The following is a 16,135-nucleotide window of genomic DNA, read 5'->3' as shown; positions in this document are numbered from 1 at the left end:
CGCGCTCCGACCTCGGCAGTCCACTCGCCGGAAAGGCACTGGATGGCATGGTTGCCCCGGGGCAGTCGTCCTACAAAAACGGTTCAGCCGACGCGCTGAACTTCCCTGGCCATGTCACCTGGCACCGACTGCCGCTACGGTTGGCAGGATGACCAGCGGTTCCACCGACAGCCCGCGCACCCTCGCCGACGAACTGCGCTCCCGTTCCGACGAGGAGCTGTCCGAGCTGCTGCGCGCCCGCCCCGACCTGCTGTCCCCCCTGCCGGGCGACCTCTCCCAACTGGCCACGCGCGCCGGCGCGCGGGCCTCCGTGGTGCGCGCCCTGGAGCATCTGGACACCTTCACCCTTCAGACGGCGGAAGCGCTGGCCATCGCCGAGCGCCCCTGTTCACCACGCGCGCTGGAGGAGCTGCTGCCCGGCGGTGGGGACCGGTTGGCGGAGGCGCTGGCGACACTGCGCTCCCGGGCCCTGCTGTGGGGCAGGGACGACGGGCTGCGACTGGTGCGGACCGCGCAGGAGTTGCTGGCGCCGAGCGCCGGCCGGCCGAGCGCCACCGGGCTCGGACCGACGCTGGCCGAGGCCGCCGCCGGGATGGCGCCGAGCCGCACCCAGCAGCTGCTGGCCGCCTGCGGGCTGCCGGCCACCCACGACCCGGTGAGCGCGATCGGCGCGCTCGCCGCGCTCTTCGGCGACCGCGAGCGGCTGGCCGCGCTCCTCGCCGAGGCGCCGGAGGGTGCGACCGCCACCCTGGACCGGCTGACCTGGGGCCCGCCCTACGGCACCCTCGGCAGCGGTCCCGAGGCGGCGCGCGCCGGCGCGCCGCTGCGCTGGCTCCTCGACCGGGGACTGCTGATGCCCACCCAGCCGGGCACGGTGGTGCTGCCGCGCGAGGTGGCGCTCACCCTGCGCGGGGGGCGCGCACACCGGGACCCGCGCCCCGAGCCCCCGGCGGTGCCGGCCGTCGCCGAGCACCCGGCCGAGCTCGTCGACGCGACGGCGGCCGGCGCCGCGCTGCGCGCGTTGGACGTGCTGGAGAAGCTGCTGACGGCCTGGGAGGCGGAGGGTCCGCCGGTGCTGCGCGCCGGCGGCCTCGGCGTGCGGGAGCTGAAACGCGCCGCCGTCATCCTGGACGTCCCGGAGCCGGAGGCGGTCTTCTGGCTCGAACTCGCCTACGCCGCCGGTCTGCTGGCCTCCGACGGCGCGGCAGACGAACGCTACGCGCCCACCCCCGCCTACGACGACTGGCTGACCGCGCCCACCGGCGAACGCTGGCTGCGGCTGGCCACCGCGTGGCTGGCCGGCACGCGGGTGCCGTCGCTCGTCGGCACCCGCGACGGCAAGGGCCGGCTGCTGGCCGCCCTCGGCAGCGGCCTGGACCGGGGCCCGGTGGCGGCGCTGCGGCACCGGGTCCTCGCGCTGCTCGCCACGCTGCCGCCGGGCGGCGCCGCCGACCCGGCGGCGGTGCGCGCCCGGCTGGACTGGGAGTGGCCCCGGCGGCTTGGCACCGAGCCCCGGCACCGGCTGACCGAGGCGGCGCTCGGCGAGGCCGAGGCGCTGGGGGTCACCGGGCGCGGCGCGTTGGCCTCCTACGCCAGGCCGCTGCTGGGCCCCCGGCCGCGACCGGCCGAGGCCGCCGAACTGCTGGGACCGCTCTTCCCTGAACCGGTCGACCAGGTGCTGCTCCAGGCCGACCTGACGGCGGTGGCACCGGGCCCCCTCCGCAGGGACCTGCGGGCGACGATGGCGCTCGCCGCCGACGTGGAGTCGACGGGCGGCGCCACGGTCTACCGGTTCACACCGGGATCGATCCGCCGCGCGCTGGACGCCGGCTGGACGACGGACGCGCTGCACGCCTTCCTCGCCGAGGTCTCCCGCACGCCGGTGCCGCAGCCGCTGGACTACCTGGTGGACGACGTGGCCAGGCGCCACGGCCGGCTGCGGGTCGGCGCGGCCGGCAGCTATCTGCGGTCCGAGGACGAGACGGCGCTGGGGCAACTGCTCGCCGACCGACGGTACGAGCCGCTGCGGCTGCGGCGGATCGCCCCCACGGTGCTGGTCTCCGACCTGTCACCTGACCAGTTGCTGCTGCGGCTGCGCGAGTGGGGGCTCGCCCCGGCGGCCGAGACGACGGAGGGCGCGGTGGTGACGCTGAGCGCGGAGCCGCGCCGCACGCCGGCGCGCAGCGCGCCCGTGCCGGCGCCGGACGCGCCGCCGCCCGCCGACGACGGGCTGTTGGCCGCGGCCGTGCGCGCGGTGCGCGCGGGGGACCACGCGGCGGCGGGGGCCGGTGCGGAGGGCACGCGGGGTGCCCGGGGCGGGCAGGGCGCGCACGGCGCGCACGGCGCCCGGGGCGCGCGGGTTCCGGAGGCGGTGGGACCGCCGCCCCGCACGTCGGCGGAGGAGACGCTGGCCACGCTGCGCGCGGCGGCGGCCTCCGGCGGGCTGGTCGCGATCGGCTATGTCGGGGCCGACGGGGTGGCCGGCCACCACGTGCTCAGCCCGGTGCGGGTGGACGCCGGCTTCGTCACCGCCTTCGACCACACGGCGGACGAGGTCCGTACGTATCCGCTCCACAGGATCTCCGGCGCGGTCGCGGTCGCGGTCGAGTGATTCCACTCGTGGCGGGCCGCGGCGACCACCGAGCCGGGCCAGACGGGTGAGTCGTCGACTGCCACACGGTGGCTGGTTACCCGCGCAGTTCCCCGCGCCCCCCAAAGCCGCCCTTGGCGGGCCGCGGCGACCACCGAGCCGGGCCAGACGGGTGGGTCGTCGACTACCACACGGTGACTGGTTACCCGCGCAGTTCCCCGCGCCCCCCAAAGCCGCCCTTGGCGGGCCGCGGCGACCACCGAGCCGGGCCAGACGGGTGGGTCGTCGACTGCCACACGGTGACTGGTTACCCGCGCAGTTCCCCGCGCCCCCCGAAGCCGCCCTTGGCGGGCCTCGGCGACCACCGAGCCGGGCCAGGCGGGTGAGGCAGCCGCCCCCGTTACAGGCCGCGCAGGGCGGTGAGTTGGGCCAGGAACCAGTCCGTCGGGGGGAGGGCCGTCGCGGCTCTCGTGAGGCGGTCCGTGTGGGTGGTGCGCGTCGCGTGGTCCATCGTCAGGGCGCGGTGCAGCGCCTCCGCCGTGCCGGCGATGTCGTACGGGTTGACCAGCAGCGCGTCGCCGCCCAGCTCCTCCGCCGCGCCCGCCTCCCGGGAGAGCACCAGCGCGCAGCCCCGTTCGGAGACCACCGGGATCTCCTTGGCGACCAGGTTCATCCCGTCCCTGATCGGGTTGACCAGTGCCACGTCCGCCATCCGGTAGGCGGCCAGCGAACGCGCGAAGTCGTCCTTGACGTGCAGCACCACCGGCGTCCAGTCGTCCCGGCCGAAGTCCGCGTTGATCGCCTCGGCGACCCGCGAGACCTCCTCCGTGTAGGCGCGGTAGACCGCCAGGTCCTGACGGGACGGGTAGGCGAACGCGATGTGGGTGACGCGGCCGTGCCACTCGGGCCGGTCGGTGAGCAGCCTGCGGTAGGCGAGCAGCCCGCGCACGATGTTCTTCGACAGCTCCGTGCGGTCCACCCGCACGATCGTCGAGCGGTCGGGACCGACCCGCTCGCGCAGCTCGGCGAGGCGCTCGTCCACGTCGGGACGCGACGCGCGCTCCCGCAGGAACTCGGCGTCGGCGCCGAGCCCGTGCACCCCGATCCGCGTGGTGCGCCCCTGGTGGGTCACCGTGCCCTCCGCGACCTCCGCGCCCAGCAGCGCCGCGCAGCACTCCGTGAACGCCCGCGCCCAGCGGTGCGTGAGGAACGCCGCCCGGTCGCCGCCCAGGATGCCGAGCAGCAGCTCGCGCGCGATGTCGTCGGGCAGCACGCGGAACAGCTCGGGCGGCGCCCACGGGGTGTGGGAGAAGTGCCCGATCCGCAGGTCGGGCCGGCGCTTGGCCAGCAGTCCCGGGACGAGCGCCAGATGGTAGTCCTGCACCAGCACCGCGGCGCCCTCGGCCGCCTCGTCGGCGAGCGCGTCGGCGAACGCCCGGTTGTAGGCGCGGTAACGGCCCCAGCCGGCCTCGAACTCCTCGTCGAAGACGGGCTCGAACGGCGTCTGGTACAGCAGGTGGTGGACGAACCACAGCACGGAGTTGGCCACGCCGTTGTACGCGGCCTCGAAGGTCTCGCGGGGAATGTCCAGCATCCGCACCGACTGGCCGCCGGTGTCCTCGGCGGGCAGCCGTCCGGCGTGCGCCTCGGCCGCCGCGCGGTCGTCGTCGCCGAGCGCGGCGCAGACCCAGGTGCCCGCGTCGGGGCCCAGCGCGCTCAGCCCGGAGACCAGTCCCCCGCCGCCGCGCCGCGCGACCAGCGCGCCGTCGTCCCGGCGGGTGTAGCTCACCGGGCCGCGGTTGGAGGCGACCAGCACCTGGCCGGCTGTCTCAGGGGGCTCGACGGTCATCGGCGTTCGGTCTCCTCGTGGGCGTCCGGTCGCTTTCCGTGACCGTCCCGGCGGGCGGGCCGTTCCCGGGAATGCCGGAAGGAGGCTAGCCAGCCGTGACGGGCGGGAAACGTGTGCCACGTCACAGCCGGCGCTCCGGCTCCGGGGCGACCCGGCCGCTCAGGCGGCCTGCCGGGCGGCGTACTCGGGGATGGTGGACATCGGTGGTCGTTCGTCGGCCAGGATCGGGTGCGTCTCGGGCGTGAAACCGCCGTCCTCGGTCCGCTGGAACTGGGTCAGCCCCAGCCGCGTGGGGAGCACGTTGCCCGGCAGCCGGCACTGCGCGGTCCGCATGATCGCCGCCGACATCCGGCCGAGCGCCTGCCCGTCCTGGTGGCGGTGCTTGCGCTCGCCGACGTCGACCTGCCCGACGGCGTCCAGGCCCACCAGGTTGAGCGTGTCGATCAGCAGGCCCAGCTCCACGCCGTAGCCGACGGGGAACGGCAGCCGTTCCAGCAGCGACCTGCGCGCCGCGTACTCGCCGCCCAGCGGCTGGACCACGCCGGCCAGCTGCGGCCAGTGCAGGTTCAGCAACGGTCGGGCGACCAGCTCGGTGACCCGTCCGCCCTGGCGGGCGCCGGCCGGCTGTTCGCCGAGCGGCCGGTCGTACATCGCCTTGACCAGCTGGACCTCCGGGTCGGTGAGCAGCGGACCGATGGTGCCCGAGACCAGGCGCGAGTCGAACTCCCGCAGGTCGGCGTCGACGAAACAGACGATCTCGCCGCTGGTCGCCAGCAGCGACCGCCAGAGCACCTCGCCCTTGCCCGGGACGGCCGGCACGCGGGGCAGGATCTCGTCGCGGTGGACGACCTTCGCCCCGGCGGCCGCGGCCACCTCGGAGGTGCGGTCGGTGGACCCGGAGTCCACCACGAGCAACTCGTCGATCAGTGGGACGTCCTCCATGAGGTCGCGCCGCAGCGCCTCCACGATGGCACCCACCGTGGCCTCCTCGTTGAGCGCGGGGAGGACCACGCTGATGCTGCCGGCCGTGCCCGCTGCCCGCTTGGCGTTCAGCAGTTGCGGTATCGAGCGGTCAGTGACGGCCCAGGACCGGCGGGTCAGCCACTTCTCTGCCTCTTCCAGCACGAATGTCGCTCCTGTTCGATTTGGCCACGTATTCATCCGTATGGCCGCGTCTGCCCCTTTCCGGGGTGCCCGAACCCGCTGTGGCCCGGATTTCTGGTCATCTCCCCTGGTTGTCTCGCGGAGCGGACGGCCCGAGCCATTGTGCGGGGTGTCCGTTACAGTCTCGAACAGCGCAGGTGTCCTCCGCATATCGGGACCGCACATCAGGACCGCGGGCCGACGCCGCGCCGACAACCGCATACCGCTCATCCAGAGGGGCAGAGGGAACGGCCCGTTGAAGCCCCGGCAACCCTTCCACCGGATCTCGTGACGGCACGAGGCTCTCCGGTGGGGCAGGTGCCAATTCCGTCCCGTGGCGAGAGCCGCCACGGGGAAGATGAGGAGAAGGGCCTCGTACCCATGTCTGTGCTGACCTCGGACGACCACGCCGAAGGCGCCCCGGTTCCGCCCGCGCACGTCGATCTCGGCCCCGCCGCCGCGCTTTCCTGTCGCGAGTGCGGGGAACGCTTCCCGCTCGGCCCGATCTTCGCGTGTGCCTCCTGTTTCGGCCCGCTGGAGATCGCCTACGACTTCCCCACCGGCGACCCCGAGGCGCTGCGAGCGCGCATCGCCGCCGGCCCGCAGAGCATCTGGCGTTACGCCCCGCTGCTGCCGGTGCCCGCCGACGTCGCCGACCACCCGAACCTCAACCCCGGCTGCACGCCGCTGGTGCGCGCCGACCGGCTCGCGGCCGAGCTGGGCGTCACCGGCGGCCTCTACGTCAAGGACGACTCGGCGAACCCGACCCACTCGTTCAAGGACCGCGTCGTCGCCAACGCGGTGGAGGCGGCGCGCGCCTTCGGGTTCACCACGCTCTCCTGCTCGTCCACCGGCAACCTGGCCGGCGCCGTGGGCGCCGCCGCCGCCCGCGCCGGGCTGCGTTCCTGCGTCTTCATCCCGCACGACCTGGAGCAGGGCAAGGTCGTCATGGCCGCCGTCTACGGCGGCGACCTGGTGGCCATCGAGGGCACCTACGACGACGTGAACCGCTTCTGCAGCGAGCTGATCGGCGACCCGATCGGCGAGGGCTGGGGCTTCGTCAACGTGAATCTCCGCCCGTACTACGCCGAGGGCTCCAAGACCCTGGCGTACGAGATCTGCGAGCAACTTGGCTGGAAACTGCCGGACCAGCTGGTGATTCCGATCGCTTCCGGCTCGCAACTGACGAAAATCGACAAGGGTTTGAAGGAACTGATCCAGCTCGGGCTGGTCGAGGACCGCCCCTACCGGATCTTCGGCGCCCAGGCCGAGGGCTGCTCCCCGGTCTCCCGCGCCTACCGCGACGGCCACGACGTGGTCCGCCCGGTCAAGCCGGACACCATCGCCAAGTCCCTGGCCATCGGGAACCCGGCCGACGGCCCCTACGTGCTGGACATCGCCCGCCGCACCGGCGGCGCGGTCGAGGACGTCGACGACGCCCGGATCGTGGACGCGATCAAGCTGCTGGCCAGGACCGAGGGCATCTTCGCCGAGACGGCGGGCGGCGTGACGCTCGGCGTCACCCGCAAACTGCTCGCCGACGGCCGGCTGGACCCCGAGGCGACCACCGTCGTGCTCAACACCGGCGACGGCCTGAAGACCCTGGACGCGGTGGCCGGGACCACCGGTCCCTCCGCGACCATCCGTCCGAACCTCGACTCCTTCCGAGAGGCTGGCCTGGCATGAGCGTCACCGTCCGCATCCCCACCATTCTGCGCACCTACACCGGCGGCAGCTCCGAGGTGACCGCCGAGGGCGCCACGCTCCAGGAGGTCCTCGCCGACCTCGACCGCAACCACCAGGGCATCGCGGGCCGGGTCCTGGACGACGAGGGCAAGCTGCGACGTTTCGTCAACGTCTACGTGAACGACGACGACGTGCGCTTCACGGAGGGACTGGCCACCAAGACCCCCGACGGCGCCGGGATCTCCATCATCCCGGCGGTCGCCGGCGGCGCGTGACGCTCGCCGCTGAGGCTTCCGGGGCCCGCGCACACCGGCCCAACGCCCCACGACCTGCGGGGTCGTGGGGCGTTGGCCTGCGGCGGAACGCTAGAGTTGCCTCGTGGTGGCGAATCCGTGTCACTCACATATGAATGCGGGCCCCGCGGGCAAACTCTGTGCCGGAAATTGTTGCACCAATTGTCTGGTTGGCCAGAAAGGCCCGCTGCGAAATGTTCAACTTCCTGGGCTTTCGCGGGATTTGACCGTTCTGGCGTCGCGATAATTCCTTACCGAATGGCCTGTTGCACTGGGCGTCCGTGCAGATACATTCAGCGGCGGTCGAACGTTCCGGCGCACACCCCCACACCGCCCGGGGGTGGAGTCTGAGAGGTCTGACCCGGGTCCGCGAGGTGTGGGCTCGTGAAAGGGCCGGCAATATGGGGAGTAAGGAATGGCTCAGGGCACCGTCAAGTGGTTCAACGCGGAGAAGGGCTACGGCTTCATCGCGGTAGACGGTGGTGCGGACGTGTTCGTCCACTACAGCGCGATCCAGATGGACGGGTACCGCACCCTGGAAGAGGGACAGCGGGTCGAGTTCGAGATCTCTCAGGGACAGAAGGGTCCCCAGGCCGACATGGTCCGGGTGACCGCCTGAACGCCGACGTCACCGCGGCCTCAACCAGCCGGGCCCGCACCCCCCAGGGGTGCGGGCCCTGGTCGTTCTCGCGACGGGGCCGTTCTCGCAACGGGAACGACGCCCGAGCCGGACGGCCCGGGCGAGCCGTCGAGTGCACCACCGTGAACGGCTGACCGCGCGGTTCCCCGCGCCCCTGGCGGCCTGGCGGCCACCCGCTCCCCCGGCCTTCGGCCGGCTTCGCTTGCACTCTCAGGGGTAGAGTGCTAATCATTGGCGTTAGCACTCTACGGGTGAGAGTGACAGCCAGGACCGGGTCGGTGAGGTCCTTCGGGTGGGTGGGGTAAGGAACCACCCCGGGAGGGCCGTCCGTCGCGGGCGCCAGCGCGGTCCGGAGCAATCCACCCCTGTTCTGGGAGGACCCCTTCACATGGCCAAGATCATCGCGTTCGACGAGGAGGCGCGGCGCGGCCTTGAGCGCGGGATGAACCAGCTCGCCGACGCCGTCAAGGTCACGCTCGGCCCCAAGGGCCGCAACGTCGTGCTGGAGAAGAAGTGGGGCGCCCCGACGATCACCAACGATGGCGTGTCCATCGCCAAGGAGATCGAGCTGGAGGACTCCTACGAGAAGATCGGCGCCGAGCTGGTCAAGGAAGTTGCCAAGAAGACGGACGACGTGGCCGGTGACGGCACCACCACGGCGACCGTGCTGGCGCAGGCGCTGGTCCGCGAGGGCCTGCGCAACGTGGCGGCGGGTGCCAACCCGATGGCCCTGAAGCGTGGCATCGAGGCCGCGGTCGAGAAGGTCTCCGAGGCCCTGCTGAGCCAGGCCAAGGAGGTCGAGACCAAGGAGCAGATCGCCTCCACCGCCTCCATCTCCGCCGGCGACACCCAGATCGGCGAGCTGATCGCCGAGGCCATGGACAAGGTCGGCAAGGAAGGCGTCATCACGGTCGAGGAGTCGCAGACCTTCGGCCTGGAGCTTGAGCTCACCGAGGGTATGCGCTTCGACAAGGGCTACATCTCGGCCTACTTCGCCACCGACATGGAGCGGATGGAGGCGGAGCTGGAGGACCCCTACATCCTCATCGTCAACTCCAAGATCAGCAACGTGAAGGACCTCCTTCCGCTGCTGGAGAAGGTCATGCAGTCGGGCAAGCCGCTGCTGATCATCGCGGAGGACGTCGAGGGCGAGGCGCTGTCCACCCTGGTCGTCAACAAGATCCGTGGCACCTTCAAGTCGGTCGCCGTCAAGGCCCCCGGCTTCGGTGACCGCCGCAAGGCCATGCTCGGCGACATCGCCATCCTCACCGGTGGCCAGGTCATCTCCGAGGAGGTCGGTCTCAAGCTGGAGAACGCCACCCTCGACCTGCTGGGCCGCGCCCGCAAGGTGGTCATCACCAAGGACGAGACCACCATCGTCGACGGCTCCGGCGACAGCGACCAGGTCCAGGGCCGGGTCAACCAGATCCGCGCCGAGATCGAGAACTCCGACTCGGACTACGACCGCGAGAAGCTCCAGGAGCGCCTCGCGAAGCTGGCCGGCGGCGTGGCCGTCATCAAGGCCGGCGCCGCCACCGAGGTGGAGCTGAAGGAGCGCAAGCACCGCATCGAGGACGCGGTGCGCAACGCCAAGGCCGCCGTCGAGGAGGGCATCGTCGCCGGTGGTGGCGTGGCCCTGCTCCAGGCCGCCTCGGCGCTGGAGAAGCTGGAGCTGGAGGGCGACGAGGCCACCGGTGCCGCGGCCGTCCGCCTGGCCCTGGAAGCCCCGCTCAAGCAGATCGCGGTCAACGCCGGCCTTGAGGGCGGCGTCGTGGTCGAGAAGGTCCGCAACCTGACTCCCGGTTGGGGCCTGAACGCCGCGACCGGCGAGTACGTGGACCTGCTGGAGGCCGGGATCCCCGACCCGACCAAGGTCACCCGTTCCGCGCTCCAGAACGCCGCCTCCATCGCGGCGCTCTTCCTGACCACCGAGGCCGTCATCGCCGACAAGCCGGAGAAGGCCGGCGCCGGCGCCGACCCGGCCGCGGCCGGCATGGGCGGCGGCATGGACTTCTGAGTCCTGCCGACTCCTCAGCGCGTCACGCGAGGGCGGCGCTCCCCGGAAGGGGGGCGCCGCCCTCGCGGCGTGTGTCGGGCCGCCTGCCGGTCAGCAGGCCTGCTGCGGCCCGGTGTTCTGGGTGCCGACCCGGCCGACGACGGTGAGGTCGTTCAGCTCGGTGCCGGCGGAACGGCTGATGTAGCAGGAGTACCGGGTGCGGTTGATCACCTCCAGGTGGATGTGGGCCCCGGAGTCACCGTTGACCTGGTAGCAGGACGAGTAGCGGAACCTGCCGGTCTCACCGAGCTTCGTCCAGGGCCCGACCGTGGCCCCGACGGTGATGCCGGCGGGCTTGTTGTCGACGTGCATCACGTCGGCCCTCCCGATCACCTCGCCCGTGGTGGTGTCCTTCGCCTCCAGACCGATGAGGTAGCCGCCGTCGGCCAGGTTCCCGGTGGCGCACCCGGCCCTGACGGTCACCACCGTGACGGAGACGGGGTGACCGGCCGAGGTCGTGGTGCCGAACGGGGAGACCACGGCGGCGCCGGGATTCCGGTAGATGTCGACCGACCAGTCGTTCAGGTAGCCCCAGTTGGAGAACACGCGGTGGTGGCTGGCGGGCGGGGTCAGCCCGAAGCGGTCCCAGGTGGACGCGCCCTGGATCGGCGGGAACACGTTGATCGTGCCGCTCGCGGCGGTGCCGACGCCGTCCGACGCCGGCTCGGCGGCGGGGGCGGCCTGCCCGGTGGGCGCGGTGAACAGGGCCAGAGTCGCGGCGAGGGCGGCGCCGGCCGCGGCGCGGACGAGGGTGCGGAGCCTCATCGAATCTCCCGAAAAGCATGTGGACATGACAAGGTGATGATCGAGTAAAGCAACCATTCCGCCCGGTCACCACACCGCGCCCCGCCCGGGGGCGCGGTCGCCCCGCCCCCGGTCAGCCCTCCGGCGGTCAGCCCTCCGGCGGTCAGCCCTCCGGCGCGTCTACCGCCTGGCGCAGCGCGACCCGCAACCGGCCGTCGGACTCGGCGAGCAGCCGGGCCGCGGTGTCCGCCTCGACCTCGCCGAGGATGACCAGGATGGCGTTCTTCACCTCGCCGCCGGTCGCGTTGAGCGCCGCCTCGACCTCGGCGGCGGGCGCGTCCGTCGCCAGCGTCACGATGCGGCGCGAGCGGGCGCGCAGCTTCTCGTTGGAGGCGCGGACGTCGACCATCAGGTTTCCGTAGGTCTTGCCGAGCCGGATCATGCTGATGGTGGAGATCATGTTGAGCACCAGCTTCTGGGCCGTGCCGGCCTTCAGCCGGGTGGAGCCGGCGATCAGCTCGGGGCCCACCACCACCTCGATGCCGTGCTCGGCGGCGGCGGCCAGCGGCGAGCCCGGGTTGCAGGAGAGGCCGACGGTCAACGCGCCGACGCCGGCGGCGTGTTCGACGGCGCCGACCGCGTAGGGCGTGCGCCCGGAGGCGGAGACGCCGACCACCACGTCGTCGGCGGTGAGCCCGATGCCGGTCAGGTCGGACGCGGCCAGCTCCTTGCTGTCCTCCGCGCCCTCCACCGCCTCGATCAGCGCCGTCGGGCCACCCGCGATGAGGCCCATCACCTCACCGGGGTCGGTGTTGAAGGTGGGCGGGCACTCGCTGGCGTCCAGCACGCCGAGGCGGCCGGCGGTGCCGGCGCCGAGGTAGACCAGCCGCCCCCCGCGTGCCATCCGCTCGGCCGCCGCGTCGATCGCGGCGGCGATCTCGGGCAGCCGCGCGGCCACCGCGGTGGGGACCAGCGCGTCGCCCGCGTTCATGGTGCGGGCGATCTCCAGGGTGGAACGCCGGTCGATCTCGGCCAGCTCCGGGCGGTGCGCCTCGGTGGTGAGGGTGTCGAACTCCGTGGACATGCGCGAGCGACTCTCCGTGCGAGGGGGCGTGTGGTGAGTGGTGCGTCCAACGGCGGGCGCCGATGGTGGAACCGGGGGCGCGCGTGATCAGCGTTCGCGCGGGGTGTGCCGGTGGGCGAGCGCCTCGTAGCTCGCGTGCAGCGCGGGGGCGGCCGTCTCATAGGTGCGCTGGGCGACGCCGATGAACAGACAGTCGATGACCAGCAGTTGGCTGGTCCTGCTGGACATCGCGGCCGGCCGCAGCTCGCTCTCCCTGGCGGTGGAGGTGGTCAGGACGTGGTCGGCGTACTGGGTGACCTCGCCGTCCGGCCGACCCGTGATCGCCACCGTGGTGGCGCCGTGGTCGAACGCCGCCTGGAGTGGCTCGATCACGTCCACGGTGCGCCCGGAGTGGGTGATCGCCACCGCCACGTCCCCGCCGCGCAGCTGGACCGCGTTGGTGACGGCCAGGTGCGGGTCGGTGTGCGCGTGGGCGATCAGCCCGATCCGCAGCAGCTTCTGCGCCAGGTCCTGGGCGACCAGGGACGAGGCGCCGATCCCGTAGACGTCGATCCGCCGCGCGTCGGCCAACGCGTCGACCGCGGCCTCCAGTTGGGCCAGGTCGAGGGCGCCGGCGGTGTCGCTGAGGGTCTGCCGTTCGTCCTGGGCGAGCTTGGCCACGACCTCGCTCAGCGGGTCGTCGACGGATATGTCGGCGGTGACGGCGGGCGCCGCGCCCGAGGCCTGCTGCGCGGCCAGCCCGGCCAGCGCGAGCCGAAGGTCGCGGTAGCCGGGGTAGCCGAGCAGCCTGGCGGTGCGGACCACCGTGGCCTCGCTGGTCCCGGTCCGCTCGGCGAGCGCGGTGACCGTGAGCGCCGCGCAGCCGGCGGGGTCGCCGGCGACGGTCTCGGCGACGCGCTGCATGGAGCGGGTCATGGAGGGGGCCATGGTGCGGACCTTGGCGGCCAGCGCGCCGGGCTCCGGGGGTGCCGGTCTGGGGGCGACGGCGACCGCGCGTCCTCTGCCGGGCCGCCGGGCGAAATTTTCCTTCATCGCTAGCCTCACAGGTGAAACGTATTTTCGACGCAGGGTGACGTCAAGCCCCCGATGCCCGGCGGGCCAGGACCGTTCGGGAAACCCGGCCGTCTCTGGTCCAATGGTCAGCATGGAACAGTCAGCCACGGAAGAGGCCATCCACCGGGGGCGCGCGGCCGTGCTGGCCGATCTGGCGGCTGACGGGGCGGCCGGTCCCGAGGAGGTCTCGCTGCTGGAGCAGGCAGTCTCGCACCGCCGCTGGTGGTCGGAACAGTGGCCCGCCGGCGCGGCGTTCGTCCCCGGGCTGCTCGCCCAGGACATGTGCGACGCGCTGCTGGAGACCAGGGGCCGCTGGCCGCTGTGCCCGCGCTGCGCGTCGGAGGACCCGCACGCGCTCGGCGTGGAGCCCGAGCTGGGCGAGGACCCGCACTGGGTCTGCCCGGTCACCGGTGTCGCGGTCGCCCCGGTCGGCCGACTGGCCGAGGCCCGCGGGTGACGCTCTACATCGACCCGCCGACCTGGCCGGGACACGGACGCATGTGGTCGCACCTGGTCAGCGACAGCTCCTTCGACGAGCTGCACGCGTTCGCCGCCCGGCTGGGCGCTCCCCCGCGCGCGTTCGACGGGGACCACTACGACCTTCCGGCGGAACGTCACGCCGAGGCGTTGGCGCTGGGCGCCGTCCCCACCGACAGCCGGCACCTGGTGCGGCTGCTGCACGAGTCGGGGCTCCGCCGCCGGAAGGCCGACCGTCCGGCCTGATCGTCTGACGAACCCACGGCCACGGAATGCGGGAGAGCGGCCGGCACGTTGGAGGGGTACGTGTCCACGAAAGTCGAACAGGCCGCCCGATTCCGACTTCCCCCCGCCGTGCTGGTCATCGGCGGCGGCGTCTTCGCGCTCGGCACCAGCGAGTTCATGCTCTCCGGGCTGCTGCCCGAGGTGGCGGACGACCTCGATGTCTCCATACCCTCCGCCGGCCTGCTGATATCGGCCTTCGCCATCGGCATGGTCGTCGGCGCCCCCGTGCTGGCCGCCGCCACCCAGCGGCTGCCACGCCGCCTCACCCTGGTGGTGCTGCTCACCGTCTTCGGCGTCAGCCACGTGGTGGGCGCGCTCGCCCCGACCTACGGCCTGCTCTTCGCCACCCGGGTGGTGAGCGCGCTGGCGTGCGCCGGCTTCTGGGCCGTGGGCGCCGCCGTGGCCGTCTCGCTGGTGCCGGTGAACGCGCGGGCGCGGGCGTTGGCCGTGCTGCTCGGCGGGTTGAGCGTGGCCAACATCGCGGGGGTGCCGGGCGGCGCGCTGCTCGGCCAGCACCTGGGGTGGCGGGCCGCGTTCTGGGCGGTGGCGGCGCTGACCGTGCTCGGGCTGGTCGGAGTGGTGCGCTACGTGCCGCGCACGGGGCTCGACGGCGCGCAGGCGCGGGTGCCGCTCCGCACGGAGCTGCGGGTCTACCGGGACCGACGGGTGTGGCTTGCCGTGGCGACCACGGCGCTCTTCGCCGCCGGCACCTTCTGCTTCTTCTCCTATCTCGCGCCGCTGCTGACCGACGTGACCGGCCTGGGCGAGGGGTGGGTGCCCTTCGTGCTGGTGCTCTACGGCGTCGGCGCGCTGATCGGCACGGCGATCGGCGGCCGGCTGGCCGACGCGCACCTCTTCGGCACGCTGTACGCGGGTCTCGCGGCGGCGACGGTGGTGCTCGGGCTGCTGGCGCTGTCGGCCTCGCGGCCGGCGGTGGTGGTGCCGCTGGCGGGGCTGCTGGGACTGGCCGCGTTCCTGTGCGGGCCGGGGCTGAACGCCCGCATCTTCCACGTGGCGGCGGCGGCACCGACGCTGGCCGGGGCGACGGCGACGGCGGCGTTCAACACCGGCAACACGGTGGGGCCCTGGGCGGGAGGCGTCGTCATCGACGCGGGGCTCGGCTACCCGTGGACGGCGTGGCTCGGGGCGGTCCTCCTGCTGATGGCCCTGGGCGGGGCGGGGCTCCAGGCCCGCGGAGCGGCGGCCACGAGGCGGGGCGGGGACGACAGCCGTGCCGGAACGGGGCCGTGAGCTGTCGAGCGCGTCCCGGTGCCAGGTGGCCCGCGAGGTTCCCCGCGCCCCCTCCCACGCCCGGTAGAGGTCAGGGGAGCAGGGAGAGTTCGGCCGTGAGGTTGGCGCGGGCCGGTCGCTCCCAGTGGTCCGCGCCGTAGGCCGTGTGGAAGAGCCGCGGCCCGGCCAGCAGCCCGCGCAGCACCCCCGCGCGGCCCGTGGCGAACGCGGCGTCGTCCACGTGCCGGTACTCGTCGCGGACGGCCGCCGCGTAGGCGGCGTACGCGGCGGGCGCGCCGGCCAGGACCGCGAGGTCCGCGTCGCAGAGCGTCGCCCCGTTGGTGTCGCCGGCCGGGGGCCGGTGGGAGACGGTGAGGCGGACCAGCCGCACCACCTCGTCGCGGCGCGCGGAGTCCGGCAGGACGGCGGCGGCCAGTCGGGCGCTGCGCTCCTCGTTGTCCGTGCCGCGCGGGTCGTACACCGCGTCGTGGAACCAGCCGGCCAGCTCGACCGCGACCGGGTCGGCCGCCGAGCCGCCCAACTCGTCGAGACGGTCCAGCACGAACCGCAGATGCCGCTCCGTGTGGTACCTGCGGTGCGGCTCGCGCCAGCGGGCCAGCAGCGCGGCGCCGACCTCGGCCCCGCCGCCGTCGGGCAGCGCCGCGTAGCGCCTGGTCAGCGCGGACTCGTCGGAATCGGAAGTCGCCATGGCTCCATTGTGCGCGGGCGGCGTTCGCGGTGGGGCCGGTCGACCACGCACGCGCGTGGCCCGGTGAACCCGCTGCCGGTGGGCGGCACAGGGGCGCGGGGAACTGCGCGGCGCATCCGAGACCAGCCGCGCACGACAACGGCGCGGGACAGTCCCGAGGTGGAGTCGACCTCCCTCGGTGGACGGTTGCCCGCGCAGTTCCCCGCGCCCCTCTTCGGAGGGTGCGCGGCTCAGGAACCGGCGTCGCCTCTTCGGCCGGTCGGGGGCGGCCGGCTAGGCCCTGTCCGGGCGGACAG

The 16,135-nt window shown here is 73.4% G+C and carries 14 protein-coding genes and 1 riboswitch; of the genes, 8 read left to right on the top strand and 6 right to left on the bottom strand.

What is annotated here, in order from left to right:
* Positions 1-148 precede the first annotated feature (148 nt).
* Positions 149-2,611 carry a helicase-associated domain-containing protein gene (locus CRP51_RS25100; protein WP_097233618.1) on the top strand — a complete coding sequence of 821 codons (2,463 nt, stop codon included), beginning with the start codon at positions 149-151 and terminating at the stop codon, positions 2,609-2,611.
* Between the two features lie 379 nt (positions 2,612-2,990).
* On the opposite strand, the gene CRP51_RS25095 is transcribed toward CRP51_RS25100, so the two are convergent.
* Both CRP51_RS25095 and CRP51_RS25090 read right to left on the bottom strand, forming a co-directional pair.
* A complete protein-coding gene (locus CRP51_RS25095) occupies positions 2,991-4,439 on the bottom strand; it encodes an alpha,alpha-trehalose-phosphate synthase (UDP-forming) (RefSeq protein ID WP_097233617.1) in 1,449 nt (482 codons plus the stop codon).
* A 159-nt stretch (positions 4,440-4,598) separates the two neighbouring features.
* Positions 4,599-5,564: a glucosyl-3-phosphoglycerate synthase gene (locus CRP51_RS25090; RefSeq protein WP_097233616.1), complete on the bottom strand. Its 966-nt coding sequence runs from the start codon at positions 5,562-5,564 to the stop codon at positions 4,599-4,601.
* Between the two features lie 242 nt (positions 5,565-5,806).
* Positions 5,807-5,947, top strand: a riboswitch (SAM riboswitch).
* 16 nt (positions 5,948-5,963) lie between these two features.
* On the opposite strand from CRP51_RS25090, the gene thrC reads away from it, so the two are divergent.
* From thrC to groL, 4 genes are all read left to right on the top strand, one after another.
* A complete protein-coding gene (thrC, locus tag CRP51_RS25085; protein ID WP_097233615.1) occupies positions 5,964-7,268 on the top strand; it encodes a threonine synthase in 1,305 nt (434 codons plus the stop codon).
* Entirely contained in the window at positions 7,265-7,543 is a 279-nt protein-coding gene (locus CRP51_RS25080; protein WP_097233614.1) for a MoaD/ThiS family protein, read from the top strand. The genes thrC and CRP51_RS25080 overlap by 4 nt, the downstream gene beginning before the upstream one ends.
* Positions 7,544-7,976: 433 nt before the next feature.
* Complete coding sequence (locus tag CRP51_RS25075) at positions 7,977-8,180, top strand: cold-shock protein (protein WP_004986573.1); 204 nt, start codon at positions 7,977-7,979, stop codon at positions 8,178-8,180.
* A 409-nt stretch (positions 8,181-8,589) separates the two neighbouring features.
* Positions 8,590-10,218, top strand: a complete 1,629-nt coding sequence (gene groL, locus CRP51_RS25070) for a chaperonin GroEL (protein WP_097233613.1) — start codon at positions 8,590-8,592, stop codon at positions 10,216-10,218.
* 90 nt (positions 10,219-10,308) lie between these two features.
* Here groL and CRP51_RS25065 read toward each other — a convergent pair whose 3' ends face one another.
* The 3 genes from CRP51_RS25065 to CRP51_RS25055 form a co-directional block, all read right to left on the bottom strand.
* Entirely contained in the window at positions 10,309-11,022 is a 714-nt protein-coding gene (locus tag CRP51_RS25065) for a hypothetical protein (protein WP_097233612.1), read from the bottom strand.
* 142 nt (positions 11,023-11,164) lie between these two features.
* Positions 11,165-12,085: an N-acetylmuramic acid 6-phosphate etherase gene (gene murQ, locus CRP51_RS25060; protein WP_097233611.1), complete on the bottom strand. Its 921-nt coding sequence runs from the start codon at positions 12,083-12,085 to the stop codon at positions 11,165-11,167.
* A gap of 87 nt (positions 12,086-12,172) precedes the next feature.
* Positions 12,173-13,117, bottom strand: coding sequence for a MurR/RpiR family transcriptional regulator (locus tag CRP51_RS25055; protein WP_170970670.1), 945 nt, complete (start codon positions 13,115-13,117; stop codon positions 12,173-12,175).
* 112 nt (positions 13,118-13,229) lie between these two features.
* Between CRP51_RS25055 and CRP51_RS25050 the strand changes: the two genes are divergently transcribed.
* The 3 genes from CRP51_RS25050 (at position 13,230) to CRP51_RS25040 (ending at position 15,151) form a co-directional block, all read left to right on the top strand.
* Positions 13,230-13,595 carry a DUF8819 family protein gene (locus CRP51_RS25050; RefSeq protein WP_097233647.1) on the top strand — a complete coding sequence of 122 codons (366 nt, stop codon included), beginning with the start codon at positions 13,230-13,232 and terminating at the stop codon, positions 13,593-13,595.
* The gene (locus CRP51_RS25045) at positions 13,592-13,861 is read left to right on the top strand and encodes a DUF4031 domain-containing protein (RefSeq protein ID WP_097233610.1); all 270 of its coding nucleotides are present in this window, start codon (positions 13,592-13,594) and stop codon (positions 13,859-13,861) included. Before CRP51_RS25050 ends, CRP51_RS25045 begins: the two co-directional genes overlap by 4 nt.
* Positions 13,862-14,017: 156 nt before the next feature.
* Positions 14,018-15,151: a Cmx/CmrA family chloramphenicol efflux MFS transporter gene (locus tag CRP51_RS25040; protein ID WP_245880799.1), complete on the top strand. Its 1,134-nt coding sequence runs from the start codon at positions 14,018-14,020 to the stop codon at positions 15,149-15,151.
* A gap of 70 nt (positions 15,152-15,221) precedes the next feature.
* Here the strand turns inward: CRP51_RS25040 and CRP51_RS25035 are convergent, their stop codons facing one another.
* A complete protein-coding gene (locus CRP51_RS25035) occupies positions 15,222-15,839 on the bottom strand; it encodes an HD domain-containing protein (RefSeq protein WP_212615987.1) in 618 nt (205 codons plus the stop codon).
* Positions 15,840-16,135: the final 296 nt, after the last annotated feature.

It is taken from the genome of Streptomyces zhaozhouensis (assembly GCF_900230195.1).
Taxonomy (GTDB): domain Bacteria; phylum Actinomycetota; class Actinomycetes; order Streptomycetales; family Streptomycetaceae; genus Streptomyces; species Streptomyces zhaozhouensis.
The sequence above is the reverse complement of the archived record's forward strand: the minus strand, read 5'-3'. Positions and strand labels throughout refer to the sequence as shown.